Source organism: Rufibacter roseolus, assembly GCF_017916365.1.
Lineage (GTDB): Bacteria > Bacteroidota > Bacteroidia > Cytophagales > Hymenobacteraceae > Nibribacter > Nibribacter roseolus.
Map to the genome: position 1 here is coordinate 52,983 of NZ_JAFMSU010000003.1, position 26,651 is coordinate 79,633.

General features: G+C 52.8%; 18 protein-coding genes. 13 read left to right on the forward strand and 5 right to left on the reverse strand.

The features are described from left to right. Nucleotides 1-179 precede the first annotated feature (179 nt). From J3P35_RS16145 to J3P35_RS16155, 3 genes are all read left to right on the forward strand, one after another. The gene (locus tag J3P35_RS16145) at nt 180-662 is read left to right on the forward strand and encodes a YsnF/AvaK domain-containing protein (RefSeq protein WP_246850328.1); all 483 of its coding nucleotides are present in this window, start codon (nt 180-182) and stop codon (nt 660-662) included. 61 nt (nt 663-723) lie between these two features. Then, entirely contained in the window at nt 724-1,815 is a 1,092-nt protein-coding gene (locus tag J3P35_RS16150; protein ID WP_210465707.1) for a YsnF/AvaK domain-containing protein, read from the forward strand. Nucleotides 1,816-2,036: 221 nt separating this feature from the next. Further along, nucleotides 2,037-2,963, forward strand: a complete 927-nt coding sequence (locus J3P35_RS16155) for an alpha/beta hydrolase (protein ID WP_210465708.1) — start codon at nt 2,037-2,039, stop codon at nt 2,961-2,963. Nucleotides 2,964-3,186: 223 nt separating this feature from the next. Here the strand turns inward: J3P35_RS16155 and J3P35_RS16160 are convergent, their stop codons facing one another. Both J3P35_RS16160 and J3P35_RS16165 read right to left on the reverse strand, forming a co-directional pair. Then, a complete protein-coding gene (locus tag J3P35_RS16160) occupies nt 3,187-3,408 on the reverse strand; it encodes a hypothetical protein (protein ID WP_210465709.1) in 222 nt (73 codons plus the stop codon). A gap of 147 nt (nt 3,409-3,555) precedes the next feature. Further along, complete coding sequence (locus J3P35_RS16165; RefSeq protein WP_210465710.1) at nt 3,556-4,692, reverse strand: glycoside hydrolase family 26 protein; 1,137 nt, start codon at nt 4,690-4,692, stop codon at nt 3,556-3,558. 283 nt (nt 4,693-4,975) lie between these two features. Here J3P35_RS16165 and J3P35_RS16170 point away from each other — a divergent pair, with 283 nt between their 5' ends. The 3 genes from J3P35_RS16170 to pbpC all read left to right on the forward strand — a co-directional run bounded on the left by J3P35_RS16170 (nt 4,976) and on the right by pbpC (nt 13,979). Continuing rightward, nucleotides 4,976-5,413, forward strand: a complete 438-nt coding sequence (locus tag J3P35_RS16170; RefSeq protein WP_210465711.1) for a hypothetical protein — start codon at nt 4,976-4,978, stop codon at nt 5,411-5,413. 469 nt (nt 5,414-5,882) lie between these two features. Continuing rightward, nucleotides 5,883-11,318 carry an alpha-2-macroglobulin family protein gene (locus J3P35_RS16175; protein WP_210465712.1) on the forward strand — a complete coding sequence of 1,812 codons (5,436 nt, stop codon included), beginning with the start codon at nt 5,883-5,885 and terminating at the stop codon, nt 11,316-11,318. Nucleotides 11,319-11,624: 306 nt separating this feature from the next. Next, a complete protein-coding gene (pbpC, locus tag J3P35_RS16180; protein ID WP_210465713.1) occupies nt 11,625-13,979 on the forward strand; it encodes a penicillin-binding protein 1C in 2,355 nt (784 codons plus the stop codon). Nucleotides 13,980-13,984: 5 nt separating this feature from the next. Here pbpC and J3P35_RS16185 read toward each other — a convergent pair whose 3' ends face one another. Beyond that, nucleotides 13,985-15,910, reverse strand: coding sequence for a tetratricopeptide repeat-containing sensor histidine kinase (locus J3P35_RS16185; protein ID WP_210465714.1), 1,926 nt, complete (start codon nt 15,908-15,910; stop codon nt 13,985-13,987). Between the two features lie 366 nt (nt 15,911-16,276). Here J3P35_RS16185 and J3P35_RS16190 point away from each other — a divergent pair, with 366 nt between their 5' ends. Together J3P35_RS16190 and J3P35_RS16195 are read left to right on the forward strand one after the other, a co-directional pair. Further along, nucleotides 16,277-17,749 carry a M28 family peptidase gene (locus J3P35_RS16190; RefSeq protein ID WP_210465715.1) on the forward strand — a complete coding sequence of 491 codons (1,473 nt, stop codon included), beginning with the start codon at nt 16,277-16,279 and terminating at the stop codon, nt 17,747-17,749. Between the two features lie 423 nt (nt 17,750-18,172). Then, on the forward strand, nt 18,173-19,033 hold the full coding sequence (locus J3P35_RS16195) for a universal stress protein (RefSeq protein WP_210465716.1): 861 nt from the start codon (nt 18,173-18,175) through the stop codon (nt 19,031-19,033). Between the two features lie 190 nt (nt 19,034-19,223). Here the strand turns inward: J3P35_RS16195 and J3P35_RS16200 are convergent, their stop codons facing one another. Both J3P35_RS16200 and J3P35_RS16205 read right to left on the reverse strand, forming a co-directional pair. Beyond that, complete coding sequence (locus tag J3P35_RS16200; RefSeq protein WP_210465717.1) at nt 19,224-19,916, reverse strand: DUF421 domain-containing protein; 693 nt, start codon at nt 19,914-19,916, stop codon at nt 19,224-19,226. A 10-nt stretch (nt 19,917-19,926) separates the two neighbouring features. Further along, nucleotides 19,927-20,616 carry a DUF421 domain-containing protein gene (locus J3P35_RS16205; protein WP_210465718.1) on the reverse strand — a complete coding sequence of 230 codons (690 nt, stop codon included), beginning with the start codon at nt 20,614-20,616 and terminating at the stop codon, nt 19,927-19,929. A gap of 365 nt (nt 20,617-20,981) precedes the next feature. Here J3P35_RS16205 and J3P35_RS16210 point away from each other — a divergent pair, with 365 nt between their 5' ends. The 5 genes from J3P35_RS16210 (at nt 20,982) to J3P35_RS16230 (ending at nt 26,132) form a co-directional block, all read left to right on the forward strand. Beyond that, nucleotides 20,982-21,566 carry an RNA polymerase sigma factor gene (locus J3P35_RS16210; protein WP_210465719.1) on the forward strand — a complete coding sequence of 195 codons (585 nt, stop codon included), beginning with the start codon at nt 20,982-20,984 and terminating at the stop codon, nt 21,564-21,566. Further along, complete coding sequence (locus tag J3P35_RS16215; protein WP_210465720.1) at nt 21,553-22,176, forward strand: carboxypeptidase-like regulatory domain-containing protein; 624 nt, start codon at nt 21,553-21,555, stop codon at nt 22,174-22,176. The genes J3P35_RS16210 and J3P35_RS16215 overlap by 14 nt, the downstream gene beginning before the upstream one ends. 15 nt (nt 22,177-22,191) lie before the next feature. Next, nucleotides 22,192-22,824 carry an HD domain-containing protein gene (locus tag J3P35_RS16220; protein WP_210465721.1) on the forward strand — a complete coding sequence of 211 codons (633 nt, stop codon included), beginning with the start codon at nt 22,192-22,194 and terminating at the stop codon, nt 22,822-22,824. A 155-nt stretch (nt 22,825-22,979) separates the two neighbouring features. Continuing rightward, a complete protein-coding gene (locus J3P35_RS16225) occupies nt 22,980-23,969 on the forward strand; it encodes a Gfo/Idh/MocA family protein (protein ID WP_210465722.1) in 990 nt (329 codons plus the stop codon). Nucleotides 23,970-24,269: 300 nt separating this feature from the next. Next, nucleotides 24,270-26,132: a cyclic nucleotide-binding and patatin-like phospholipase domain-containing protein gene (locus J3P35_RS16230; protein WP_210465723.1), complete on the forward strand. Its 1,863-nt coding sequence runs from the start codon at nt 24,270-24,272 to the stop codon at nt 26,130-26,132. Nucleotides 26,133-26,651 lie beyond the last annotated feature (519 nt).

Below are 26,651 nucleotides of genomic sequence, written 5' to 3' on the forward strand. Positions count from 1 at the left end.
TTATTTTGATTTTCAGCTTTTTACCAAAGCTTTTATTGACACCCCCTGTTTAAACCCACTTCCTCTTTTTGGGCCACAGATTTAAAGAATACAATTTTTTAACACATTTTCAGAAACCCCACCACCCCAGGCCCGTTTACTATAGTCCCAACCGCGGTTACTAACCAAACAGCAGACCTATGGATCAGACGAGAGACTTGAATACCGGTTCATACGACCCCAATAATCCCAGGCCGCAAGGCACAGTTAACACCCAGAGAGGAGAATCCATGACCATTCCGGTCATTGAGGAACGCGTGCACTTAGACAAGCAGGTAGTGGAGAAAGGCAGTGTGCGCATTATCAAAGTGGTTAATGAGCAGGAGGTCCCGGTGAATATTCCCCTGATCCAGGAAGAACATGACATTCAGCGGGTACCCGTGAACCAATACGTAGATACCCCACCCCCGCCCATCCGGTACGAAGGCGATACCATGATCATTCCTATTGTACAGGAGGTGATGGTGGTAGAAAAACGGCTCATGGTGGTGGAGGAATTGCACATCACCAAAAACCGGGTGCAGACGCATGACGTGCAGCAAGTGAATCTCCGGAAAGAGGAAATACGCGTGGAGCGCATTTCTGCCGACCAGTCCACCCCGCAGGGTCCAGCCCAGAGCTGACACCCTCTACAACACCCCTATAACCTAAAATTCAAACATTCACTAACACACATCTAAAACTATGGCACAAACAGTAATAGGAATTTTCGACAACAGAACAGAAGCTGATCGCGCGGTATCAGAATTGAAATCGCTGGGTATCAGTGATGACCGGATTGATATATCCAGAGGCAGCAACACAACCGGCTCTTCATACGGAAGCGGCACCACCACTTCCGATTCTACATATACCAGTGGCACCACCACCAGAGACCGTGACAGTGATAAATACGATGGTATCGGCGGATTTTTCCGGTCTCTGTTCTCTGACGATGACGATAACGCCAGTACTTACTCCAACGTGGCCCGCCACAGCGATTGCATTGTGACCGTGCATGCCCAGTCTTCTGAGGAAGCCCAACGCGCAGCCCGCATCCTGGACCAATACGGTTCTGTTGACGTAGACCAGCGCGCAAATGAGTACGGCTACCGTTCAGGCGGCACCTTTGGCGGCGGCTCAGATGCCACCTATACCGGCTCCACTACCAACACTGCGCTTTCAGACACCGGCACAGGGTATACAGACACCACGCGTTCTGATTACGCAGATACAACTCGCGATGACCTCAACTCAGGCACCTCTATTCCCATCATTGAGGAAAACCTGGAAGTAGGCAAACGCGAAATAGAAACCGGCGGCGCCCGTCTGCGCAGCAGAATTGTGGAACGCCCCGTGGAAGAACACCTGCGGCTCCGCTCTGAGCACGTGCGCGTAGAACGCCGCTCTGTGGACCGCCCGGCCTCAGATGCAGATTTCAACAGCTTCAGAGAAGGAGACATTGAACTGACTGAGCATGCCGAAGTGCCTGTGGTAAACAAAGAAGCCCGCGTGGTAGAAGAAGTTTCCCTGGGCAAAGAGGTAGAGGAACGCGATGAAGTGGTCAGAGACACCGTACGCTCCACCGAGGTAGACGTGGATGACCGGAACACCGACCGCAACCGTACCGGCACCGGCACTACTGATACTACCACCAATACCACCACTGGAACAACCGGTACCGGTACTACTGGCACTGGTACTGGGGTTGGTCAAGGCTATGGTGCCACGGGAACCGGCTTCACCAACACAGACCGCGACAGTGACAGCTTAACCAAAGACCCAACCCTTATCTAAGGGGAAAGGTCATTATAAGATAAAAAGGCGGCTGCCCATGGGTAGCCGCCTTTTTGTTTCAAAGCCAAACCCATTGCCACAACAGAAGAACATAAGGCCAACCCCGCAAAAGTTTATATCTTGGCACGTCGCACTGATCGAAAAATGCCGGCGCTTCCCCGAAGGTGGCGTCTTTTGTTACCGTTCAGGGCCTGGTTTTAAAAAAATGCCCTATAAACAACATGAGATTTGCCCTGCTGCTCCTAGCCCTGCTTTTAACCGGTTTGGTTTCTACAGCCCAGAACCAGAAATTCACCACCCTCACCTATTACCAGGATGACACCCTGAAACTGGAACTGGACCTTTTCCTGCCCAAAAAGCCAGGCAAGCAGAAATTGCCGCTGGTATTGTTTGAGCACGGCGGAGGCTTCTCGGGTGGGGAGCGCAGCAGCGGGCACAGCTTCAGCGCTTACCTGGCAGAAAAGGGCTACGCCGCGGCCACGCTCACCTACACGTTGTACATGAAGAACAAGAACTTCGGCTGCGACGGCAAACTGCCCGAGAAGATCAAAGCTTTCCAATACGGGGCCAATGACTTCTGGCTGGCCACTGCCTTCTTTCTCCAGAACGCTGACAAATACAACCTGGATGTTTCCAAAATATTCCTGGCCGGCAGCAGCGCCGGGGCCGAGGCCGCCCTCCACGCCGCCTTCTGGGATTACAAAACCATGAACCTGTACCCCAAGAACCCGCTGCCCGCCAACTTCAAATACAAAGGCCTTATCTCCGGGTCCGGGGCGCTTATGGACCTGAACCTGATTACGCCCCAGAACATGATACCGGCACTTTTCTTCCATGGCAACGCCGATCCCGTGGTGCCCTACGGTACCGCCGCCCACCATTACTGCCCTACCAACGCTTCTAACTGGCTTTTGCTGCACGGGTCCTACTCTATCTATCAGCATCTGGTGAAACTGAACGGCAGCACTCGCCTGGTTACCTATTGTGGCGGCGGTCACGAGTTCAGCGGAGAACTGTTCCACAAGAACCAGCAGATTTTAGTTGATTTTCTGGATAGTGTACTGGCCGGCCAGAAAACGCAGGAGCACTTGATTGTATCCACGGGCAAAACCAATGAACGCTCCAAAGCCTACCAATTCTGTGATTAAGCGGAGTATAGCAAGCTCTATTTTGAGGCTGTTTTAAGCAAAACGTATCTAAAAAGGAAAGGCACTTGAGTCTTCCCTAGGAACCTCTTACCTCGGGCTGGAAGAAGACTTGCTTGTACGCCGGGAATTGCGCCTGGATCTTCTCCCTCAACCTTTGGATGGTGCCGGAGACTTCGTCGCTGAAGATGTTCTCCTGAAATACCAGGGGCAGCAGCAGAATATTCTATTCCGGGGCCATATACATAGACATGGGTTTGTCCACCTTCCAGGTGGCCTCATCGGCTTTTACCAGGGCTACAATGGCCTGCAGGTTCTCGGCATCGGCACTCTCGCCCATCAACAGGCTTCGGCTTTCCCTGGCCAGCAGAACGGAAATGGAGATCAGGATTAGCCCGATGATGATGATGGAAGGGATGCCGTCAAAATACGGGTTCTGGAACTCCAAAGGAACGGTGGCCCGCTGCCGGTTGAATTCTGCTCACCAAATCTCCTTCCCCCTTTCCTTTAAGGCAGAAAACAAAAAACCCGTTTAAGGGCCGATTTCTTCAAAACGGCCCTTAAACGGGTTTTCTTTGATGACAAGCGTGGGTGACTAGAAGACGCCCAGGAATTTTCGTCGCTTGTAGATGTTCTTCAGGTCCTTCTCAAACAGGGTGTAAGGGTCTTGGTAGAACTTTAGGAAATTCTGCTCACTCACCTGTCCGGGGAAGGGGGCATAGTAGTGGGTGGGGCTGCTGGTATCATTGCGCCAGACTAATACATAAGACAGACGCATGGGATACTTCTTCATGGTCGCCAGCAAAGTGTTCGTCCACCAGGTGGTGTTGGGGATAGACTCCAGGCCGGTCTCGGTGAAGGCAGCCAGTTTATTCGCTTTGCGGGCGTAATCAGACAGGATTTTGAGTTTGTAGGCGGCGGTATCAATGGCGTAGCGGTCGCGGCCCATGTCACCGTAATTGTCCATGCCCACCATGTCCACGTATTTGTCGCCGGGATAACGCTCCAGGAACTCGGCCTCAGAGTGGAACCTGTTATCTGGGGAGAAGGCGTAGATGAAGTTGTGCACCCCCAGGCTGTCGCGGAGGTAAGAGACGGTGAACTGCCATAATGAGATAAACTCCTCGCGGCTGGTGTGCGGCTTGCCCCACCAGAACCATCCGCCGTCAAACTCATGGAAAGGCCGGAAAATAATGGGCACCAGTTTACCGTCGGCGCCTTTGACACTGTGCGCCCAATCGCCAATGCCGCGCAGAATCTCCTTGTACTGCTCATGCGCCTCGCCGCCGGGGATAATGTACTTCACCGCCGGTAAAGAAAGAGAGTCTACCCAGTAGAATCCGCCCTTAGACACAGGGTTGGAGAAATGCCAGGCGGCCGTGGTCACGCCGCCCCGGTTGTAGGTATCAACCACGTTCTGCCGCACTTCTTCCTTCGCCGCCTGGATGGCCTCGGGCGAACGCCCCGAGAAACCGCTGAAGTCAACCCCAATCACCGCCGGATGTGATCCCGTCACCGATTTCACATCGGAACGGTCTTTCCCGCTGAACCAGCCGTGCCCGTATTCGGTGGCGTGCTGGTGCCCGAACAAGGTATGTTTTTTGGCCAGTTTACCTAAATTCTGATACAGAGCCCGGGTTTCTGGGGTGGCTTTCCGGTCAATGGGCCGGCCGCCCACACAACCAACCAGGAACAACACCCCGGCCACTAAAATATTGGTGATTCTGTGCATAGGTAAGGTTTTGGAACACAATAACCTGCAAGATAGCACGCAGCCGCAGGTTATTCAATCTGGCAGTTGGTTTTAGCGGTCCCAAGCCCTTTTACCAAGGCAAAACCGCCCCTATCAATTCAGAATCCATATTTAGACAAAAATAATTCTTCTGCGTTTTCCTGTGCGAAATTGCGCTACCAGCATGTTATAATTCATATTTTTACATACCTTGCCCCCACAGACGGCAACAATGTCATTTTGGCTTTTATTATATCACTCCCAAAACGAGGCATAAGTTACCATGCATATTGACCTACAACCAGAACTCATTCACCAGGATGACTATCTAAAGGTGGAAGTTGACGAGCGCGCCAAATACATTTATGTGGAATGGCTGCAAGCGCCGGCCACCGAGGAGTTCAGGAAATCTTTCAGGCTGGCGGGAATGATCTCTCTGGATAAAAAGTGCGAGTACTGGCTCAGTGACGCCCGTCCCATTCCGTTCCTGGATTTTGGGGACCAGAATTGGATTCTCAGGGAAATGAAGCCCCTGCTGCGTACCTCCAGCCTAAAAAAGTACGCCCGGTTATCTTCCATGGAAAGCATCAACCTGCTGGACATTCACCGCATTTACAGCTCCATTGCCGAAGATGACAAAGGTGAATTCAAAACCCAGTTTGAATCTTTCACCAGCAAACAGGCCGCGCTAGACTGGCTTTTCGCAGAATTTGACCAATAGAATTTCTGAGAGTTGCTATAGTTGAACTATAGGTTGATTCGCTGCTCAGAGACTTTCTATAATATCCCCTTTTACAAGGGACTGCGAGCCGGATTTTGCCCCTCTGGAGAATCACTGTATAACTGCCGGTAAAATTGCTTTTGAGGAGCGTCAACCATCCCAATATAGCAAATTCAGGAGGAAGCTGTTTTCGGGCTTTTTTTTCTGAAACAGGCTTAATACAGCTCCGCTTTGATTAATTCAAATTCTCCAAACTCAATGCGAAAACAAGCTTTTCCCAGGACTTTAGATTGTGCTTTTGTTTTGAAGAACTTTTGCCAAAACTAGGCTTAAAACCTCCTCCTGCTAAAGGCCTTTTCGCCCTTTTAATCTTGGCTGTTAAGACCTAAAATATTTTACTTTTTCTATGTATTCGGTCTTAAACTATTTGTAAGTTTAGAGAAGAAAGACACGTCATTTCTTCTTCCCTATGCAACCCCCAAAAACCGCTTCTGCCTGGTTTAAACCAATCCATTTACTGGTGTTGGCCCTTCTGTTTCACCTTTCTGGCTGCGGCGGAAAAAGCGATGAACTCCGGCTGGAGCAAAAGAACTTTGAGGCCCAGATTGCCCAGGAACAGAACCTGGTGTTTACCTTTGACAAAGACCTGATAACAGACTCGCTGCTGAACCAGTGGGACACCATTCCTTACCTGCAGATCACACCCAAGGTGAAAGGCAAATACAAGTGGACGGCCCCCAACGAGCTGGTGTTTTCCCCCGATCAGTCCTTCGCTCCCAGCACCGATTACCGCGCCGAGCTCACGCCTCAGTTGCTGCGCCACTCTGCCACCAAGTACAAGATCCCGGCGGGGCAGGACCTTCGGTTCCATACGCCTTACCTAACGCTCACCTCGGCGAAGGCTTACTGGACCCAGAACGAGAACAACCCAACCCAACTGGAGGCCAACCTGCTGTTCGACTTCAACTATCCGGTTCCTTTCCAGAATTTGCGCGATAAACTCAAAGTCTACCACGGCTCCACGGAGTTGCCAGTAGAACTGGTGAGCGGAGGCCGGGAAAATGTATCGGTGAAGGTGAAAGGGCTGGAGCAGGCCACCCAGGGCGAGATTCCGGTGCGGGTGTACGTAGAGAAGGGACTTTCCACTCCCGGCAGCAACCACGCTACCCCAGAACCGGAGCAGCAAACTGTGGAAGTCCCCAGCCGCGAGCAGATGCAGGTGATGGAAGTGGTGGCGCTGCAGGAAGAAGGCCAGGACAAAATCTTCGTGCTCACCTCCCAGCCCGTGGCCAACACCGATGTGACCTCGCTCGTTTCCCTGAACCCCAGTCGGGATTACACCGTGGAGCGCTTGGAGAACGGCCTGGTGTTGAGCGGCACGTTCACCTCGGAACAAACCTACAGATTAGCTATTTCTAGCGAGTTGAGCGGCGTGGTGGGCAAACCTTTGGGCAAGGCCTATGAACATCCGGTTACGTTTGAATCCTCCAAGCCTATGGTGGCCTTTGTGAACCGCAAGAGTATTTACCTGAGCAGTGCCGGCGCCCGCAACATTGCCCTGAACCTCACGCAGGTGCCCCGGGTGAAAGTGAGCATCAGCAAGGTGTTTGAGAACAACATCCTGCGGTACCTGCAGGACGGCAAAACCTACGACGGCCACTACGACGAGGAAACCGAGGAATATTACGAGTCTTCTTACTACGCCATCAACGAAGACAACGGCAAAACCATTTTTGAGCGGGAGTACGAGACCAGCAGCCTGCGTAAACAAGGCAAAAACCACCTCCTGAACCTGGACCTGGAAGACCTGGACTTTGACAGCCAATTCAAAGGCCTGTACGTGATCACCGTCTCCAGCACCGATAATAACTGGCTCAAAGACTCCAAGATCATCTCGGTTTCTGACATCGGGCTCATCGCGAAGCAGGGCAAAAACGAAGTGCTGGTGTTCGCCAACTCCATCCGCACCGCCGAGGTGCTGCCAGAGGTGGAGGTCCGGTTTATCAGCACGAACAACCAGGTCATCCACAAAGCCACCACCGACAAAGACGGCGTGGCACGCTTTCCGGACATCAACAAAACCGCCGATGGCTTCAAAATTGGTCTCATCACCGCCCGCCATGGCGATGACTTCAACTACCTGCCCTACTCCCAGACCCAGGTGAACACCTCCCGCTTTGACGTGGGCGGCAAACGCATGGCCGACCTGCATTACGATGCTTTTATTTACGGCGACCGCGACCTGTACCGCCCCGGCGACACCGTCCACGTGAACACCTTGGTGCGCACTCCGTCCTGGCAAACCGTGGCTGGCTTACCGGTGAAAGTTAAACTGCTGCTGCCCAACGGCAAAGAGTACCGCAGCCTCAAAGGCACTCTCAACCAGGAAGGCTCCTACGAAGCCAGATTTATTCTAAGCCCCTCGGTGGTGACCGGCACGTACACACTAGAGGTTTACTCCGGGAACGATGTGCTCCTGAACTCCCGCAAAATCGGCGTGGAGGAATTCATGCCCGATCGGCTGAAAGTGACCACTGTTCTGAATAAAACCGATTTACGGGCCGGGGAACAAGTAAGCGTGAATCTTACGGCGCAGAACCTGTTCGGGCCGCCCGCGGCCCGCCGCAATTATGAGGTGCAACTCAGCTTGAAAAAGAAATCCTTTGAAGCGCCTCGCTACCCAGACTATACCTTTGAACTGAACAACTCCGCTGAGGTGAACCTGCAGAACAGCGTGCGCCAGGGCCAGACGGATGAACAAGGGAAAGGCCAGGAAACGTTTGAACTGCACGGTTTCCAGGATGTGGGGCTGCTGGAAGGATCTTTGTTCACCACCGTCTTTGACGAGACTGGCCGGCCCGTGAACCGCCTCAACCGGTTCAACGTGAGCACGCAGTACGCCTTCTTCGGAATCCGGAAGTTTGATTCTTATGTGAGCACGCGTCAGCAGATGCAGGTGCCCATCATCGCTCTGAATGCCCAGGGCCAGCACATCGACACCAAGGTACAGGTGCAGTTGGTGCGCTACACCTATGAAACAGTGATGGAGCGCTATTCTGAGAACTACAACTACAAATCGCAGCGCCGGGCCAGTGTGTTGCTCAATACGGTCATGCAGGTGCCCAAAGAAGGGACCACCGTGCGGTTCACCCCTGCTACTTCCGGCGAGTATGAGCTGCGCGTGATGCGGCCCGGCGCCTACAACTACGTGGCCCAGGAGTTCTACGCCTACGGCTGGGGCGATACCGAGAGCACGTCTTTTGAAGTGAACACCGAAGGCGAAGTAGACATTGCCCTGGACAAGGAAACCTACGAAGTGGGCGATGATGCCCGCATCCTGTTCAAGTCTCCGTTTGCCGGCAAGATTCTGGTGACCGTGGAGCAGAACAAAGTCCTAAGCTACCATTACCTTAAAACCGACAAGAAAGCCGCCTCGCTGAAGTTGCCCATCCAGGACGAGCACCTGCCCACGGTTTACATCTCGGCGGTGGCTTTGCGCGAAGTCAAGGACAACCAGATGCCGCTCACCATTGCCCGCGGTTTTAAGCCGCTGCAGGTCACCAAAAAACAGACGAAGCTGGAGGTAGCTATCACCGCCCCGGAGGCTTCCCGCTCTAACCGTTTACAGCCTATTTCCATCAAAACGGCCCCAAACGCGGAGGTCACGCTGGCCTTGGTAGACGAAGGCATTCTGCAGCTCAAAGATTACCAGACCCCAGATCCGCACGGGTTCTTCTACCAGAAGCGCGCGCTGGAGGTAGAGGCCTTTGATCTGTATCCTTTCCTGTTTCCGGAACTTTCGGGCACCCGCTCCAGCGTGGGCGGCGACGGCTATGACCTGGAGAAACGCATCAATCCGCTGACCTCTAAAAGGGTGAAACTGGTGTCTCTGTGGAGTGGTCGGCTTAAGACCAACGGCAGCGGGGAAGCCAGGGTGAACGTGAAAATTCCGGAATTCTCCGGGGCCGTTAGAGTGATGGCGGTGGCGTACAAAGGCAATGCCTTCGGCTCTGCCGAGAAAATGATGCGCGTCGCTGATCCGGTGGTGATCAGCACGGCCCTGCCCCGGTTCCTGAGCCCTAAGGACACGCTCCTGGTGCCGGTCACCATCAGCAACACTACCCCTAAAAATGCTGCTTTCAGTAGCTCCATTTCCGTTAAAGGGCCGCTCCGCGTAGTGGGTTCTGCCACTGCCTCCAACTCCGCCGGCGCCAACGCCGAGAAGCAGGTGCTCTACAAACTGGTGGCAGCGCCGGTGATTGGGCCAGCCTCAGTGAAAGTGGTGGTGAAGGCCCTGGGCGAGCAGTTCAGCTCTACCACGGAATTATCGGTGAGGCCAGCCGCTCCTTTGGCGCAGTTCACCCAGGCGGGCACGTTGAAAAACGCAACTAGTGTGCAGATAAACGCGGCGACTGATTTTCTGCCTTCCTCGGTGTCTTCTAAACTGGTGGTGAGTACGTCGCCGCTGGTACAGTTCACCGATGACATCACCTACCTGCTTCAGTACCCGCACGGCTGCCTGGAACAGACTACTTCCACGGCGTTCCCGCTCCTGTACTACACAGATCTGTCGCGCTCTTTGAACCAGCAGCAGAAAGGCCGCACGTACAACCCGGCGTACCTGGTGCAGGAAGCCATCACCAAGATTGAGGGCATGCAGCAGTATGACGGTGGCTTCACCTACTGGCCGGGTGCCACCACCACCGATTGGTGGAGCAGCGCCTACGCTACCCACTTCCTGCTGGAGGCCCGCAAGGCCGGTTATCCCGTGAACGAACCAGTGCTGAACCGCGCGATTACCTACCTGCAACGCATGGTAAAAGGCAAAGCCACCGAGGTGTACCGGTTTTACAATGCCTCCCAGCAGGTGCAGAGCAAGTACATCGCGGCGCATGAGGCCTCTTACTCGCTGTACGTGCTCAGCCTGGCGGGAAAGCCCGATTGGCCCACCATGAACTACTACAAGGCCAAACCCGAGCTGCTTTCCCTGGATTCCCGCTACCTGCTGGCCAGCACTTACGCACTCAACGGCGGCCAACAAAGTTTCCGGCAACTGCTGCCGCGGGCGTTTGCCGGGGAAACCTCGGTGCGGGCCCTGGATGGTTCCTTCTACTCCCCGCTGCGGGACATGGCTATCTCCCTGAACAGTCTGGTGGAGGCTAACCCGGATCATCCGCAGGTAGCCACCCTGGCCCGGCACGTATCGCAGGAGCTGCGGTCCAGCCGCTGGTACAACACCCAGGAACGCGCGTTTGCCTTACTGGCCTTGGGCAAACAGGCCCGGCGAAGCGGCGGCAACGCCACGGCCCAGGTTTTACAGAAAGGAAAATCCGTTGGTGCGTTTACGGGCAAAGACCTCATGCTCACGAATAAACTGAACAACGGAGCTTTCACCCTCCAGAGTAAAGGCCAGGGCATTCTGTTTTACTACTGGCAGATGGAAGGCATCAGCGGAAGCGGCAGTTACAAACAGGAAGACAATTACCTGCAGGTGCGCCGCACGTACTTCAACCGCGATGGCAAAGAGATCACCAACCGAACCGTGAAACAGAACGATCTGGTGGTGGTCCGCATTGCGTTGCAGTCACTGGACGGCCGCACCATTCCGAACGTAGCCATCACCGATCTGCTGCCCGCCGGTTTTGAGATTGAGAATCCGCGCCTGATGACCTCGCGGGAGTTCAGCTGGTTACAAGCCATGGAACCCGCCACCCCCGACTACCTGGACATCCGCGACGACCGCATTAACCTCTACGCCACCGCCCGACCCAAAACCCAGTACTTCTTCTACCAGGTGCGGGCGGTATCAAAAGGCGACTTCCAGGTGGGTCCGGTTGGGGCTGATGCCATGTACAACGCCGAATACCACTCGTACCATGGAGCCGGAGTCATGAAAGTGCGATAGCCTTCTTTCTGTTTCGGGCAGTTTTGCGGAAATCAGCCCCGAAACAGACAAAAAATATTACACGCATTCCGTCCCCCTTTGAAGGGGGTAGGGGGATGACAAGGCTGCATCAAGAACCGTCGTGCTCCTGCTACAGATCAAGGGCAACCACAAGGGATTGCCCTACATTTTGGGAATGCTGTTACCTGCACGAGTAGTCATCCCCCTACCCCCTTCAAAGGGGGACGAAGAAGTGGCAAAACAGAATTAGTGAATTACATTCATCAACATACGACCAACCCGTAATGTATTGCGGCTCTACAGACCATGACGATTACCAGCAAAGTTCGCAGTTTCAAATTCACCAACCTTCCTGGAAAAGGAAGGCGATGGCTGCGCTTTGCAAGTGGTGGATTGGTTCTTTTCATGGGCTTGTTTATTCTCCTGAATCTGCTGTTTCCGCTGAAAGTAGACATCTCCTACTCCCCAGTGATCACCGCCGCCGATGGCAGTATCCTGCACTCGTTTCTGAGCAAAGACGAGAAATGGAGGATGCAGCTGGAGCCCGATGAGGTGAGTCCCATGCTGAAAAAAGCGGTGTTGCTGAAGGAAGACAAGTATTTCTATCACCATCCGGGGGTGAACCCGTTGGCGGTGGGTCGGGCTTTTTTGAAGAACATCGCGCAGGGCAAGACCACCTCGGGGGCATCTACCATCACCATGCAGGTGGCGCGCCTGCTGTACCCCAACGAGCGCACCTACTGGCATAAACTCACCGAGGTATTCCGGGCAATGCAGCTGGAATGGCGCTATTCCAAGGACGAGATTCTGCACCTGTATCTCACCCTGGTGCCTTACGGCGGCAACATCGAGGGCGTAAAAGCGGCCTCGGTGCTGTACTACCACCAATCGCCGCGGCAGTTGAGTCTGGCACAGGCGGTGGCGCTGACGGTCATTCCCAACAAGCCTTCTTCGTTGCGCATCGGGCGGCAGAACGAGAAAATTGTAGAGTTCCGGAACAAGTGGCTGCGGTATTACGCCCGAGAAGGCGCTTACCCGAAGGAACAGATTGAGGATGCCCTGTACGAACCGCTGAATGCCCATCGGTTGGAGGCTCCTAAGGTGGCGCCGCATTTTGCCCTCCGTTTGCATAAAACGCACCAAAATCAGGCGATCATCAAAACCACGCTGAACCCGGCGGCGCAGGAGAAGGTGGAGCTATTGGCGTACAATTACCTGCAGCAGCTGAAGTACCGCAACATCCACAACGCGGCGGTGCTGGTCATCAACAACCAAACCCACGCCGTGGAAGCGTACCTGGGCTCCGCCGATTTCACCGATGTGTTGCACAGCGGGCAGGTGGACGGCGTGCGGGCCATCCGCTCGCCGGGCAGCACCTTGAAGCCTTTCCTGTACGCTACGGCTTTTGAACGCGGCCTGATCACGCCCAAAACTATCATCTCAGACGTGCCCATTGATTACGCCGGGTACCGGCCCGAGAACTATTTCGGGACGTACAGCGGCAACATCACCATTGAACGGGCACTGGCCACGTCTCTGAACATTCCGGCGGTGAAGCTACTGGACCAGGTGGGCGTGACGGCATTTGTGCAGAAACTATCGCAGGCCGAGTTCTCGCAAATGAAGCAGCGCGGCGACCAGTTGGGTTTATCGCTTATTTTGGGCGGATGCGGGGTAAAACTGGAAGAACTCACGGCGCTGTACTCGGCCTTCGCGAACGAGGGCACCTATGCTCCTTTGCGCTGGCTTCAAGGAGACCCGGTGCGGCAGGAAAAGCGGCTGCTATCTCCCGGCTCGGCGTTTATGGTGAACCAGATCCTGACCCAACTGCAACGGCCCGATCTGCCGCACAATGCCGGGAATAGCGCTCATTTACCGAAAATCGCGTGGAAAACGGGAACCTCTTACGGCCGCAAGGACGCATGGAGCATTGGGTATAACCAGAAGTACACAGTGGGTGTGTGGGTAGGGAATTTCTCGGGTGAGGGTGTTCCGGAACTGAACGGCACCGATACGGCCACCCCGCTCCTGTTCTCCATTTTCAACACCATTGACTACAACAGCCCCAACGGGTGGTACAAAGCGCCCAAGAGCATTGGTACCCGCAGCGTGTGTCTGGAAAGCGGTTTGCCCGCCAATAGCTTCTGCCAGGATTTGGTGGTAGATACGTATCTGCCCGGCATTTCCTCATCCACGAAATGCAGCCACCTGAAACAGGTTCCGGTTTCTTTGGATGGAAAGTACGCGTATTGCACCAGTTGCCTGCCGGAGAGCGGTTGCCAGCAGAAATGGTACCCCAACCACTCACCGGAGATCCTGACGTATTTTGTGACCCAGCACCAGCCCTACGTAGCCTTGCCGCCGCATAACCCCACTTGCAGCCGCATTTTCCAGGAATTTGCCCCGGTAATCGCCTCCCCTACCCAAGGCATGGAGTATCTGTTAGAGCGCGCCGATCATCAGAAACTGATGCTCCAGTGCAACGCGCACAACGAGGTGAAGAAAGTCTATTGGTACGTTAACGACCAGCTCCTGCAGGCCGCCCCGCGGGATGAACCGGTGTTTTTTGAGCCGCAGCAAGCCGGCAAACTCAAAATCTCCTGCCTGGATGACCAGGGCCGTAATACCAATGCGTATGTGACCGTGCGGTTTATGGATTGAATTACTTAGGCCTGAACTGCATTTTCCAACTCCTGGGGCTGTTCATTCTTCACCACGCAAGGCAGGAAAATAGTAAAGGTGCTGCCCTGGTTTTCTACGCTCTGCACCGTAATTTCTCCGCCCAGGCTTTCCACCAATTCCTTGCAGAGCATGAGCCCCAGCCCCGTACCTTCTTCTTTAAATGTTCCGGGCGTAGTGAACCGCTTTTCAGAAAACAGTTTAGCCAGATTTCTTTCCGAGATTCCTTTACCGGTATCCTGCACCTTTACCACTACTCCGGCCTCGGCTTTGTACGCGCTCAGGGTAATTTCCCCAGATTCAAAACAAAACTTGATAGCGTTGCTCAGCAGGTTCCTCAAGACGAAGGCTAGGCGTTCTTTGTCGGTGAACAGCATGAGGTCTGGGCTGACCTGGTTGTGCAGCTTCACTTGTTTGGCCTGTGCTTGCTCATATACCACCTCCAGGCTTTGCCCCGCAAATTCGTGGAGGTTCAAGGGTTGCATTTCCAGGGCAGAGCCTTTCATCTGGGCTTTGGACCAGGCCAGCAGGTTGTTCATCATGTTCACCATCACCTCCATGTTCCGGCCAAGGGTCTCAAAAATGCGCTTCACCTCGCCCTCGGTCAAAGACCGATTCTGGACCAACTGCAGAATGCCCTGGATAGAGTTGAAAGGAGCCCGAAGATCATGGGAAACGATGGAGAAAATTTTGTTCTTAAAGCTGTTGTGGCGGTCTAACTGGGCATTCTTTTGCTGCAGGCTTTTTGACTGACGGCAGATTTCTTCTTTCTGTGTCGTGATCTGCTCGTTTTTAACCGTCAGCAAAGAGGTGGCTTCCCTCAACTGCCGCGAGATGTTTCTGAAATGCTGCCTGCTCAGGTATAATCCACCCATTACCAGCAACAACAGGCCCAGAACGGCCCAGCCAAACATCAGGGTGATATTCTGCTGCCTTATTTCGGCTTGCTGCAGACGTCTCTGGGCTTTCAGTTCCAGGTTCTCCAGATCCTTCTGCTTGGTTTCATAGCGGGCAATGATTTCCGCTGCCACCCGGTTTTGCCGCTCATTATCCAGAACTGAATCTTGACGGGCAAATGCTTGCTGGTAATGGTACGCCTGCTGGTACTCGCCTTTAGAAGCGTAGATTTCTGCCAGAAGCCGGGCCGAGGCCACCACCTTTTTCCCTGATTCCGTTTTCTCAGCTACTTCATAACTTTTGAGGGCATACTTCAGGGCGGTATCCAGTTGCTTGAGACCAACATATGAGGTAGCGATTCCCCGCAGAGTCACGGTCATGTTCATGAGGTTGTTGATCTCCTCGTCTAACTCCAGCGCCTTAAACAGGAAAGGCAAGCCTTGCGCAGGTTTACCCATGGCATTGTAGAGGTTACCAATGTTCAGCAGGTTCACCGCATAGCTTTTCTTATTGCCTAACTTCTGCTGAATGGTGGCTGCCTTCTGGTAGAAGGCAAGGGCTTTGGGGAACTCGCCGCGGGTTTCAAAGATGTCGCCCTGGTTGTTGTACACCATGGCCATGCCAGACTGGTTGTTGGTTTTTAAAGCCAGCTCAAAGGACTTGTTGTAATATTGGAGGGCACGTTTTTCATCTTTGGTTTTGAAACAGAGAATACCCAGGCTGTTGTAAGTGGAGACTAACAGCGCCGTATCTTTCAACTCTTCCCCAATACTAAGCGATGTGTAATAATTGGGAAAAGCTTTGTCAAACTCGCCCAGAACCAGGTACCCGTTGCCAATGAGGCCGATGGCTTTGGCTTCTCCCCGGGCGTAGTGCAGCTGTTTCGCTAAGGTTACAGCCACCCTGGCGTGTTCCATGCTTTTCTTCACATCAGAGAGGCGGTATTCTCTGCTGAGTTCACAGAGCAGGCCCACTTTGGCCGTGTCCTCTGGGGCAGTTGTTACCCTATGCTTCAATTGCTCAATCCTGTTCTCCTGTGCCCAGGCCAAGCTTGGCAACAAAAACATTAGCGCGTAAAGTATTCTCATATAATTAAATCAAGAACCCTGCAATCCTCCCCAGAAAAAATAGATAATGTCTGAACTTACCTTCAGACAACTCCCAAAGATAATTCATTCAGTAGTAAGCACATTTGCTCTGAATAACTTTATTTTAAGTAGCCTTGAAAAACCGCTTCGGGCCAAATATAAATTTTATTGTGTTTTATAAGATTGGAGCTTAACTAAGCGCTTCGGGCTTAGCGTTTTTAGATCCAGGCAGTATGGGGTTGGCCACTAAGGTTCCATCTAGTATCTTACCCGCACATATTTAAACCGTCACGTATGTTTCAGAAAAAGTATTGGGCTGCAAGCGCCTTTGCCTTCTTGTTTTCCTTCCAGACAATGGCCCAGGGAGATCCGGCCTGGCCGGGAGTTTTCCAGAAAATCAACACCGAGGTTCAAACCAACTCCAAGGCCTATAGTTCTTTGAAGACCGCCTCAGAAGCCATAGGGCACCGCATGACGGGTTCCCCTAACGGTAAGAAAGCGGAGGAATTCGCCTATAACCTGTTCAAGGCTTACGGTTTCACCGATGTGCGTTACCAGCCGTTTGAGGTGGAAAGCTGGAGTCGCGGATCTCTGACCTTGCAGGTGGGTCCCAATGCAAACCAATTACAGAACATCAAAGCAGTGTCTTTGGCGCACTCGCCGGTAAAAGCGAACCTCACTGGCCAGGTGGTGGACATGGGCAACGGTCTGGAAGCTGATTACCAGTCCCGTCCGGATGCAGTGAAAGGCAAGATTGCGCTGGTGTATTTAGGCGTGCTGCCCGGCTCGCCGGAAGGTACCCGCAGTCTGCACCGTTCAGAGAAAACAGCCTTGGCTACCAAATACGGCGCCACCGGCGTCATCATCATCAACACCGTGACGGGTGGCACCTTGCTTACCGGAACTGCCTCCGTAACCGGCAAACTGATTCCCATTCCGGCGGTGTGCATTGGTCTGGAAGACGGTCAGAACCTGAAGGCGCAACTACAGAAAGCCCCTTTGACTGCGAAGATTGACATGACGAACAACTCCGGCAAAATCAAAGCGCGCAACGTTATCGCCACACTCAAGGGCACTTCGCTGCCCAACGAGAAAGTGGTGGTGGGCGGACACCTGGACAGCTGGGACCTGGCCTCCGGCGCCATTGACAACGGCATAGGTTCCTTCTCGGTCATTGACATGGCTCGCACTTTCCAGGCCCTGAAACTGAAACCCAAACGTACTATTGAGTTTGTCATGTTCATGGGCGAAGAAGAAGGCTTATTGGGTTCTGAGGCTTATTTAGAGGAAGCCATCAAAAACAAGAAATTGCAGCAATTGGCCTTTATGCTCAACTATGACATGACCAACGACCCCAAAGGCTACAACGCTAGCCAGGAGTCTTGCCGGGAACTTTTCCAGAGCATCGGGGCTATTGCGGCTAAGATAGACACCACCTTCAAGAACAGCTTCAGCTCGCGGGCCGGGCTGCACTCAGACCACCAGCCGTTCATGCTGCACGGCATTCCTACCGGGGGTTCCTCGGGCGGCAAACTGCCCAAGGGCGCCGGTGACTGCTACCACGCTGATTGCGATTCTTTCAAACTGGTGGATGAGCAAGGTCTGAAAAATACCGTGCGGTTCAGCAGCATGCTCCTCTACGGCATTGCCGATGCCAACACCATCCCGGCCCGGCGCCTTAATGACGAGGAAACCAAAGCTTTCTTACTGCAGAACAACCTCAAGGAGCCCCTGAAGATTGCCGGCGAGTGGCGCTGGAACGACTAGCAAGTACTATAGAACTTACAAATTAAGGAATCCCGCTTCGGGCCTGTATTTCAGAAAACAGGCCCGAAGCGGGATTCCTCATTCAAGCCCTTTCTCGTTTTCATCCTACTTTCCACCTATTTATAAATGCAACCCAAAGCTGGCTGAGAAAGAATCAGGAGAGTGCCTCTTTGAAAAGTTTGATATCTAACCCCCTGTTTTCCTTGCCTTTCCAAAATAGAGGTTTTCTGATTAGCAGGTCTTCTCAGGAAGTAATAGCTTGTCACTTAGCGCCTCTTTGCCCTCTTTAAACCCCTTCAAACCCGCTTTGGGCGAAATTACCCGCTCCCTGTTTAGCATTTTATCAACTTTAAATATGATTTACATCATCTAAATGGAACCTTTTGATACAGATATTTATTCAACATTAAAAGCTAAGAAAATATGGGAAGATTTATATGCGCAACAGATTTTTCAGGAGCCTCTGAAAATGCAATTCAATATGCGGGTGAGATTGGGCAGCGCATAAACTCTGAGATTGTTTTATTCCATAATATCTGTGAAACCAAAGAACCTGTTATGGTAACGGCTTCAGGAGAAAATCACTGCCCTATTGCCAGGGAAAAAGAGCAGAAAAAAGAGGCAAGGGCCCAGATGAAGCGGCTGCAGACGTATCTTGAAAACGGTGACGAGGACTTCTCTCTGGGTTATAAATCAAAGATCAGCCACGGTGATACCTCCCAAACTATCGCTACCCTGGCCCAGGAAGAACATGCTGACCTGGTGGTGCTTGGCTCTGACCCATCACACGGGCTCCGGGAAATGGTAGACCAATCCTTAACGGCCCGTATCATAAAGCAGGTGCCTTGCCCGGTGCTGGTGGTGCCAGGTAACGTTTCTTTCAGGCCAATCCGCCGGATGGTGCTGACCATAGACTTACACGGCTTTTGCCCGGCCAACATGGCTGAGGTTCTGAAACTGGCAGGTTATTTTGGGGCGCAGTTGCAGTTGCTTTTCGTGCTTCCCAAAGAAGAACCTACGGCTCGGCAGTTTGTGGAGGAAGAACTGGAAAGAATCAGCAAACGCCTTCCTTACCAACGCATTACCCGACACATAGAAGTAAACCCATCGGTGGAAGAAGGCATCAGCCAATTCTGCTTTAACCACCGTGCCGATATGCTGGTAGTGGGTGCCCACGCTACCAACGTCTGGAAACACCTCCTGCAGCCCGGCCATCAGCAAACCCCATCTTATTATCCAAACCTGCCCTTGCTGGTGGTGCACCCCAAGAAGATCAGGCTCTAATCTTCTTTCATAAGCGGGCACTTAATGGCCTCTGTTCTTCTAAATCCAGAGGCCGCATTTCTTCTCCTCATCATTCATAGTTCAAACAAAAAGCCGGACAAACTGCCCGGCTTTTTGCGTTCTCTTAAACTTAAATGGTCTTCTCAACCTGGTATTCTTTTGGGACCTATTTCCCAAAAACAGCGTAAATTCAGGAAACAACGGCGGGGCTCCAATCCTGACTGTTGCAGTTAGGGCAGGTAGTCTGGGGCTTCTGGGCCTGCTTTTCTACATGGCCACAGGTGGCGCACGCAAATGTGTTGGGCTCTGTTTTCTGTTCCTGCCGCAGTTCCTCGTCTATCTCCGGGATAATGGAAAGGCCGGGCCGCTCGTCTGGGTACTGCAGGATGGTGAAGGCGCCGTTGGCTTCCATGTAGGTGCGCTGCACCTTGCCCAGGTTGTAGATATCCTCGTGGCGGAACTGGGCCAGCAGGCGTTCGCGGGTGATGCGGGTGCGTTCCATCACTCCCAACTGTAGCGCGCCGTCTTTTACCAGAATATCCATGTCATCCATCACTTTCCGCTCAAAACCGGCATCCTGGGTGCTGCGCCAGGCAATAAAGCGTTCCACGCCCACTACCACCACGGCAATGATTACAATGGGCAGCACGCCCCTGGAAGGGTCCATGAGCGCCACCCCGTTCGCGGCGGCCAGGGAAACCAGGGCGGCCATCTCGGTACGGCTCAGCATAGAGGACATCCGCTTGCCCATGGCGCGCATGGCAAACATCAGAATAAAGTAGATAATGGCAATCCTGATCACCACCTCTAACAGGAAAATCCAGGGCACCTCGCCCAGCACAATCCGCAACCAATCGGTGATTTGTATTTCTTCTGGTTTCATGTTCGTTTACTTATTTGGCGGCCGGAATCCATTCGTCACAGGAACAGTTGGGGCATGGCTGGCCTTGCACCTGGTTGGCCTGGGCTATGGTACCGCAGCGGGTACAGGCCTGGTGATTTTTATCTACATCAAGGGAATCCATCAACTCCCGGTCTTTGGCCGGATAAATAGGCAACCCCGGTTTGGGGTCTTTGGCTTTGACTACGCTAAAAAGGCCACAGGCCTCCAGATACAGCCGTTTCACCTGGCCCAGATGGTGGATATTATGGGTTCTCAGGGCCGCAAACACCTGGTCTTTTGACAAGCGTGCCTGCTCCATCTCATTGATATTCAATACGCCCTCCTTTAATACCATGGAAAGCTGTCCCTGGGTGATCTCTTCCATCCGCCGGCTCCGGAAAGCCCACAGGTTAATGCCGCGCTGGAAGAACAAGGCACAGATGAAGATCACAATGCCCAGCAGAATACCCCGGTCGGGCAACTGCATAGGCGCCGAGGCAATCCCGCCCAAGGTAACCATCACGGCCAGTTCTGATATGGTGAGCTGCGCGTTCATGCGTTTTCCCATGAGGCGCAGGACGATGAGCAAGGCAATGTATATCACGATGGTCCGGATGAGGACCTCCAGCATGAATTCCCAGGGCGTGTTCCCGATGAGGAGCCGTTGCCAGTCTGGGAAATAAATCTCTTCTTTTTTCATAACCTTCTGCAATACGAGGGGGCAACAGAACAGAGTTACCCTGATTCTTAGGGGATTAATACGGATGCTTTCCTTAAAGAGAGATCTGCAGGCCTATAGCCAAGGTTAATTTTTCTTAAACTCTGATGTTGGTTTAGGGCCTATTGGGCAAAACAGGCCCTAAACTGGGAAAGCCCATCCACCAAAAATCTACCCTTACACGGGGCCGGTTAATACGCAGGAGAGAAAAGAAAAAAATTCAATTCTGGTTTATGGATTCAGCACCGGCGCTGCATCTTACCTTCAAAGAATGGAAAAGGCCAAGACAGGTATGTTTTACTTTTAGTTATTATCCTTTTATTTATACCCGCTTACTGACCCGCTGCATGTTTCTAAAGCTATTCTCCCGCGCTAAGCCTCCGCAAGACCTGGAACTGATACAGCAGTACCAGGAAAGTGGTGACGTGGAGTTGGTGGGGCAGTTGTTTGAGCGCTACACAGAGATGGTGTACCTGATCTGCCTCAAGTACCTGAAGAACGAGGACGAGAGCAAAGACGCCACCATGCACATCTTTGAGCAGCTGATCCCCGCGCTGCGCAAACATGAGATCGGCAATTTCAAAAGCTGGCTGCACGTGCTCTCCAAGAACTACTGCCTCATGTACCTCCGGAACCAGAAAAAGCGGGGCGCCGACCTGATTGACGAAAAAACGCTACCAATGGTAGAGAAAGCAGCCAGCACCCTGGCAAACGATCCGGACCATGAACCGGAGTTGCAGCTGCTCTCAAAGGCCCTCACCACCCTGGGACCTGAGCAGCGCGCCTGCGTGGAGCTCTTCTACCTGGAGAAAAAAAGCTACAAAGAAGTGGCCGAGCTGACCGGACTGGAGATGGGCAAAGTGAAAAGCCACATCCAGAACGGCAAAAGAAACCTTAAAATCTACATGGATAAAAACTATGAGCAGGAATAACCTTCCCGAAGACTGGGACATGCAGGAGCACCCTTCCCTTGAGGTGCTGCGGCAATACCAAGCCGGGGAACTATCCGCTCCCCAAAGCCACCAACTGGAACGACACCTGCTTTCCTGCGAGATGTGTTCTGATTTGGTGGAAGGTATGTCGCTCTCACAGCCTTACCGCGTAAAATCGGCGGTGCGGGAAACCCGCGGGCGCCTCAAAAACTTTTTGGCCCAGAAGAAACGCAAACGCAAGGTGTTTCAGTGGCCCGCCTGGCAAACAGCGGCCGTACTGCTGGTGCTGCTCTTCGCCATTGGTGAGGTGGTGTACCACCAGTTCTTTGCCAACCACAACCACTTCCAGACCACTACCGGAGAAACGAAAAAGGCTTGGAGACTGACCGGACGCGTAGAAGACAACACCGGGCAAACTGTTTCCGGAGCCACTATCCAGGTAGTTGGAGGCCAAACCAAAACCATTACAAACCAGGAAGGCGGATTTGAACTGGAAATACAGAGCCAGAAATCCAGGATCATGGTTTCGCACCCAGACTTTAGCACTAAAGAAGTTGAAGTCAACTCCTCCAGCCCTCAGGTTAACATTACCCTGGAAAAGGCAGAATAAGCTTCTACCGCTAACATGATAGACAACTACCTCCGCCAGACCTGGCAGCAACTGGCATCACACTACACCGCAGATCAGGCATTGATCACGCGATTATGGAAAGAACTGGAAAAAGCGTACTCGGGTAAGTCAAGGCATTACCATAACCTATGGCACATAGAAGCCATGTTGCGGTTAGCCGAGGAATACCAAACAACCCTCGGCTCTCCCAACTTGGTGAAGTTCGCCATCTTCTACCACGATGCCGTGTACCGTTCCACCAGATCAGACAACGAGGAAAAAAGCGCGCAAATGGCTTGTGCCAGGGTTCAGGAATTAGGCATTTCGCTGACAGAGGCTAACACCGTAGTGGAGATGATTTTAGCCACCAAAACACATGAATCCAGCCACAACCATGATGTTAGCTATTTACTGGATTTTGACTTATCCATCTTGGGTGCTCCCTGGGATGCTTACCTACAGTACAGCAGACAAATAAGAAAAGAATACAGCCTCTACCCGGATTTCCTATATAACAGTGGCCGCCAAAAGGTGCTTCGGCATTTCCTAGAAAAAGAGAGTATCTTCCAAACAGCCTTCTTCAAAGCAAAGCTGGAGGGCCAAGCCCGACAGAACCTGGAAAAAGAGTTGCAGTTGCTAAGCACTTAGCAAATCCCTTAACCCAGTTTGAGTCCTTTCTTTCTTAAATCAGCCTTAAAACTGGGTGCTTTTTTCTTTCTTCTAAAAAAGTAATTCACTTTCTCTTTCCGTGGATTCTCACCTACATTTAGGGGCCGGTTTAAAGAAAACCGGCCTAAAACGCCATGGCAGAAGAAACTACAAAAACCATCCGGTGGGGCATTATTGGGTGCGGCGATGTTACCGAGGTGAAAAGCGGTCCGGCCTTCCAGAAAGTACCCCATTCCAAACTGGTGGCCGTCATGCGACGAAATGGGGAGAAAGCCCAGGACTACGCCCGGCGTCACAACGTGCCCAAGTGGTACGATGATGCCCAGGCCTTGATTCAAGACCCCGAGGTGGATGCCGTATACATCGCGACGCCGCCCGGCTCCCACCTGGAGTACACCCTGGCCGTGGCCGCCGCAGGCAAACCGGTGTACGTAGAAAAACCTATGGCCTTGAACCACACGCAGTGCCAGGAAATGGTAGCCGCCCTCCAAAAAGCTGGGGTGCCTTTATATGTGGCCTATTACCGCCGGCGCCTGCCCTCGTTTCTCAAGGTCAAGGAACTGGTAGACGGCGGTGCCATCGGGGAGGTGAGATTCGTCAACATCAGGCTTTTCCATCCGACGCAGGATAACCTAGATCAGCAGAACCTGCCCTGGCGGGTACAACCCGAGATCTCCGGCGGCGGCCTCTTCTTTGACCTGGCCTCCCACCAACTGGATTACCTGGATTACCTCCTGGGTCCTATCGCCAGCGCCTCGGGGCAGACCGCGAACCAGGCCGGCCTCTACCCCGCCGAGGACATTGTGACCGGGCAGTTCCGGTTCCAGAACAGTGTGCTGGGCACCGGAATCTGGTGCTTTACCGTGGCGCCCGGCCAGTTCAGGGACGAGATCGAGATCATCGGGAGCCGGGGCCGCATTACGTTTCCTTCTTTCGCCTTGGAGCCTATCAAACTGGAGACTGACAAAGGACCGGAAGAATTCTTTTTACCCCCACCGCCGCACGTGCAGCAGCCTTTCATCCAGACCATTGTAGAAGAACTCACAGGCCAGGGCTTATGTCCCAGCACCGGCGAGACTGCGGCCCGCACTGCCTGGGTCATGGACCAGATCGTGGGCCGGTAAATTCTCCTTTCCTATTGCACCACTTCCGAGTGCCTGTTTATCGCTTGTTTTCTCCAGAACGGCCCTGAAACAGGCACCCCGGGGTCTTTTCTGCCACCCTTCAGTTAAGCAGGCGAACCATCAGCCTGGCAAAAGCACAAGAAGCCTTGGTGAACAGCAAAAGACTCCTATGTTTCTATGAACGCCTGCACCCGACTTGAATCTATTTCTGGCAAGCCATAAACCTTTAAATAGCCTATCATTTCAATTATATTTTAACTAGCTTTATTTCAATATGATACGCTTCTAAAATTCAGCCCGATGGAACAGAACTTTATTCCGGAACCCCTGCAGGAGAATCATTCCCAAGGGTCCCGGTTGGCCAGATTAAAGCACCTCATCAGCGCCCGGTTCCCGCAGTTAAAAGAACCAGTGGTGGAGGAGTTGCTGCTGAAGTTTAGTTGGGTTGAATTAAACCGGGGCGAAATCCTGTGCCGCGAAGGTGAGGTGGGCGACTGCGTGTACCTTCTGGTCTCGGGCAGGTTGAAGGCCTGGGTGGATTTCGCTACGCAAGAGGCCCGCGAAGTAGGGGAAGTTGCCCAAGGCGAAAGCGTAGGCGAGATGGCGCTGATCACCGGCGAGGCCCGCACCGCTACCATTGTGGCCATGCGCACCTGCATGTTGGCCAAACTGCTCAAATCAGACTTTGATGAACTGGTAGCCCACCACCCTGAGGTAGCGGTTAACCTTTCAAAGCTGATTATTGACCGGCTCACCTTTGCCATGCACCACACCCGCGTGCCGGCCAAATACACCAACATTGTCCTGGTGCCCGCTACCTCCAGTTCTGTTACCAGGGAGTTTATGGCTCAATTGGTTGAAGCATTGCATGCGCATTACCACATCAGGCATATCCACAAAGATTTGCTGCCTCACCCCTTGCGGAACGGGTCGATGCCGGAGGAGGAGCGCTTTTTTGAAATCCACAACTGGCTCGCCGAGCAGGAAGTGGAACAGGGCTACGTGATTTTCGAGGCCGACCCACAAGACCATGAATGGACCGGCCATTGCCTCCGTCAGGCCGATAAAATCCTGCTCTTGACCGAGGCAGCCCAGGGTACCACCCTTTCACAGGTGGAGGAATCTCTGTTCTCTGGCGGGGATTTGCAACTGCAGCAGGCCACGGAAGTAGCATTTTTGTACCCTCCTGCCACCGAGACTCCCACCCAAACCCACGAAATGCTGGAACTTAGGCCGGTTTCCCGCCACTATAACATCAGGCTCCAGGACCAGCGACACCTGAACCGGTTGGCCCGAATGCTCACAAACAAAGGCATCGGGCTGGTGCTGGGCGGCGGCGGGGCGAAAGGCTTTGCCCACGTCGGCGTTTTTAAAGCACTGCGCGAGGCCGACATTCCCATTGACATGGTCTGCGGTACCAGCATAGGTGCCATCATTGCCGCGGCCATCGCCCATGAATGGGACCCGGAGGAGATTTACCGCAAAGGACGAAGCGCTTTTGTGACTGACAAGCCCCTGAATGATTACACCCTGCCCGTACTCTCGCTTATCAAAGGACACAAACTCCAGAGTACCAACCGAAAATACTTCGGGGAAAAGAACATTGAAGACCTCTGGCTTAACTTCTTCTGCATCTCCAGCAACTACACCCTCTCAGAAATGGTGGTGCATGAACGCGGTCCCCTCTGGAAATACGTCACGGCTTCTGTTTCTATTCCGGGGGTGCTGCCGCCGGTGGTAGATGGCAACAACCTGCTTATAGATGGTGCTTCTTTCAACAATTTCCCGGTAGATGTCATGAAAGCCCGTTACGGCGGAAAACTCATTGGCATTAACCTCCTGGAAGACAAAGAATACAAACTGAACTACAACAATCTGCCGGGAGGCTGGCATCTTTTCTTTTCCAGGTTCCTTCCTTTCCTGAAACGCTACAAAAGCCCCAGCATCTCGGCCATCATGCTCAAATCCACCATCCTCTCCAGCATGGTGCACCAGCGGAAACAAATCAATGACCTTGACCTTTTCCTGAATCCACCGGTAGGTAAGTTCAGCCTCCTGGACATGAAGAACTTTGATGCCATCGCCGCCACGGGATATGCCTACGGGAAAGAATTCCTCCAGACAACTAACCTTGATGCCCTGAGAACCCAGATAAAGGTGTAGGCCCATGTAGCCTAGATGAGCCCCTTAGCAGCATTTATCAGTGGCCTTTTTACCGGCCAACCAAATGCTGGAAACAGGGTTTGGGAACAGCATCTGTTTAAAAGGCATTTTAGGAAAAACAGGTCCAAAACAGATTTACCCTGATTGAGAAACCTCGGTTTGTACTATTATCCTGAAGAGCACAGACGTCCTGTAGGTGCGTGCACCTAATTACTTGCGGTTTCCCTTGAAAATAGCCAATCATTTTAGTACATTGGCAGGAAATTTTATAAATGGTCAACTTTTTAGTTGAGTTGATTAAACAAAAATCAGAGGACTCTCGCCACCGTTCATATTCCCAAGTAACGGTTTTTAGCACAGTTCAGGAAAAAAGCTATCAAAACAATCCTGTTTGGGTGAACCTGATAGTTTTTTAATGCGAAATTGAACAAATATCACCTTTAAGCAGGAAAACTGCTTCATTCACCATTCCTTTCTCCTTTTTAATTAATACCCAAAGGCAGTTTGCCTTTTCTTTTC

What these genes read in the sequence shown, in the direction of transcription:
- J3P35_RS16145 (WP_246850328.1), top strand. Translation starts at nt 180, where the DNA reads ATGGATCAGACGAGAGACTTGAATACCGGTTCATACGACCCCAATAAT.
- J3P35_RS16150 (WP_210465707.1), top strand. Translation starts at nt 724, where the DNA reads ATGGCACAAACAGTAATAGGAATTTTCGACAACAGAACAGAAGCTGAT.
- J3P35_RS16155 (WP_210465708.1), top strand. Translation starts at nt 2,037, where the DNA reads ATGAGATTTGCCCTGCTGCTCCTAGCCCTGCTTTTAACCGGTTTGGTT.
- J3P35_RS16165 (WP_210465710.1), bottom strand. Translation starts at nt 4,692, where the DNA reads ATGCACAGAATCACCAATATTTTAGTGGCCGGGGTGTTGTTCCTGGTT.
- J3P35_RS16170 (WP_210465711.1), top strand. Translation starts at nt 4,976, where the DNA reads ATGCATATTGACCTACAACCAGAACTCATTCACCAGGATGACTATCTA.
- J3P35_RS16175 (WP_210465712.1), top strand. Translation starts at nt 5,883, where the DNA reads ATGCAACCCCCAAAAACCGCTTCTGCCTGGTTTAAACCAATCCATTTA.
- pbpC (WP_210465713.1), top strand. Translation starts at nt 11,625, where the DNA reads ATGACGATTACCAGCAAAGTTCGCAGTTTCAAATTCACCAACCTTCCT.
- J3P35_RS16190 (WP_210465715.1), top strand. Translation starts at nt 16,277, where the DNA reads ATGTTTCAGAAAAAGTATTGGGCTGCAAGCGCCTTTGCCTTCTTGTTT.
- J3P35_RS16195 (WP_210465716.1), top strand. Translation starts at nt 18,173, where the DNA reads ATGGGAAGATTTATATGCGCAACAGATTTTTCAGGAGCCTCTGAAAAT.
- J3P35_RS16200 (WP_210465717.1), bottom strand. Translation starts at nt 19,916, where the DNA reads ATGAAACCAGAAGAAATACAAATCACCGATTGGTTGCGGATTGTGCTG.
- J3P35_RS16205 (WP_210465718.1), bottom strand. Translation starts at nt 20,616, where the DNA reads ATGAAAAAAGAAGAGATTTATTTCCCAGACTGGCAACGGCTCCTCATC.
- J3P35_RS16210 (WP_210465719.1), top strand. Translation starts at nt 20,982, where the DNA reads ATGTTTCTAAAGCTATTCTCCCGCGCTAAGCCTCCGCAAGACCTGGAA.
- J3P35_RS16215 (WP_210465720.1), top strand. Translation starts at nt 21,553, where the DNA reads ATGAGCAGGAATAACCTTCCCGAAGACTGGGACATGCAGGAGCACCCT.
- J3P35_RS16220 (WP_210465721.1), top strand. Translation starts at nt 22,192, where the DNA reads ATGATAGACAACTACCTCCGCCAGACCTGGCAGCAACTGGCATCACAC.
- J3P35_RS16225 (WP_210465722.1), top strand. Translation starts at nt 22,980, where the DNA reads ATGGCAGAAGAAACTACAAAAACCATCCGGTGGGGCATTATTGGGTGC.
- J3P35_RS16230 (WP_210465723.1), top strand. Translation starts at nt 24,270, where the DNA reads ATGGAACAGAACTTTATTCCGGAACCCCTGCAGGAGAATCATTCCCAA.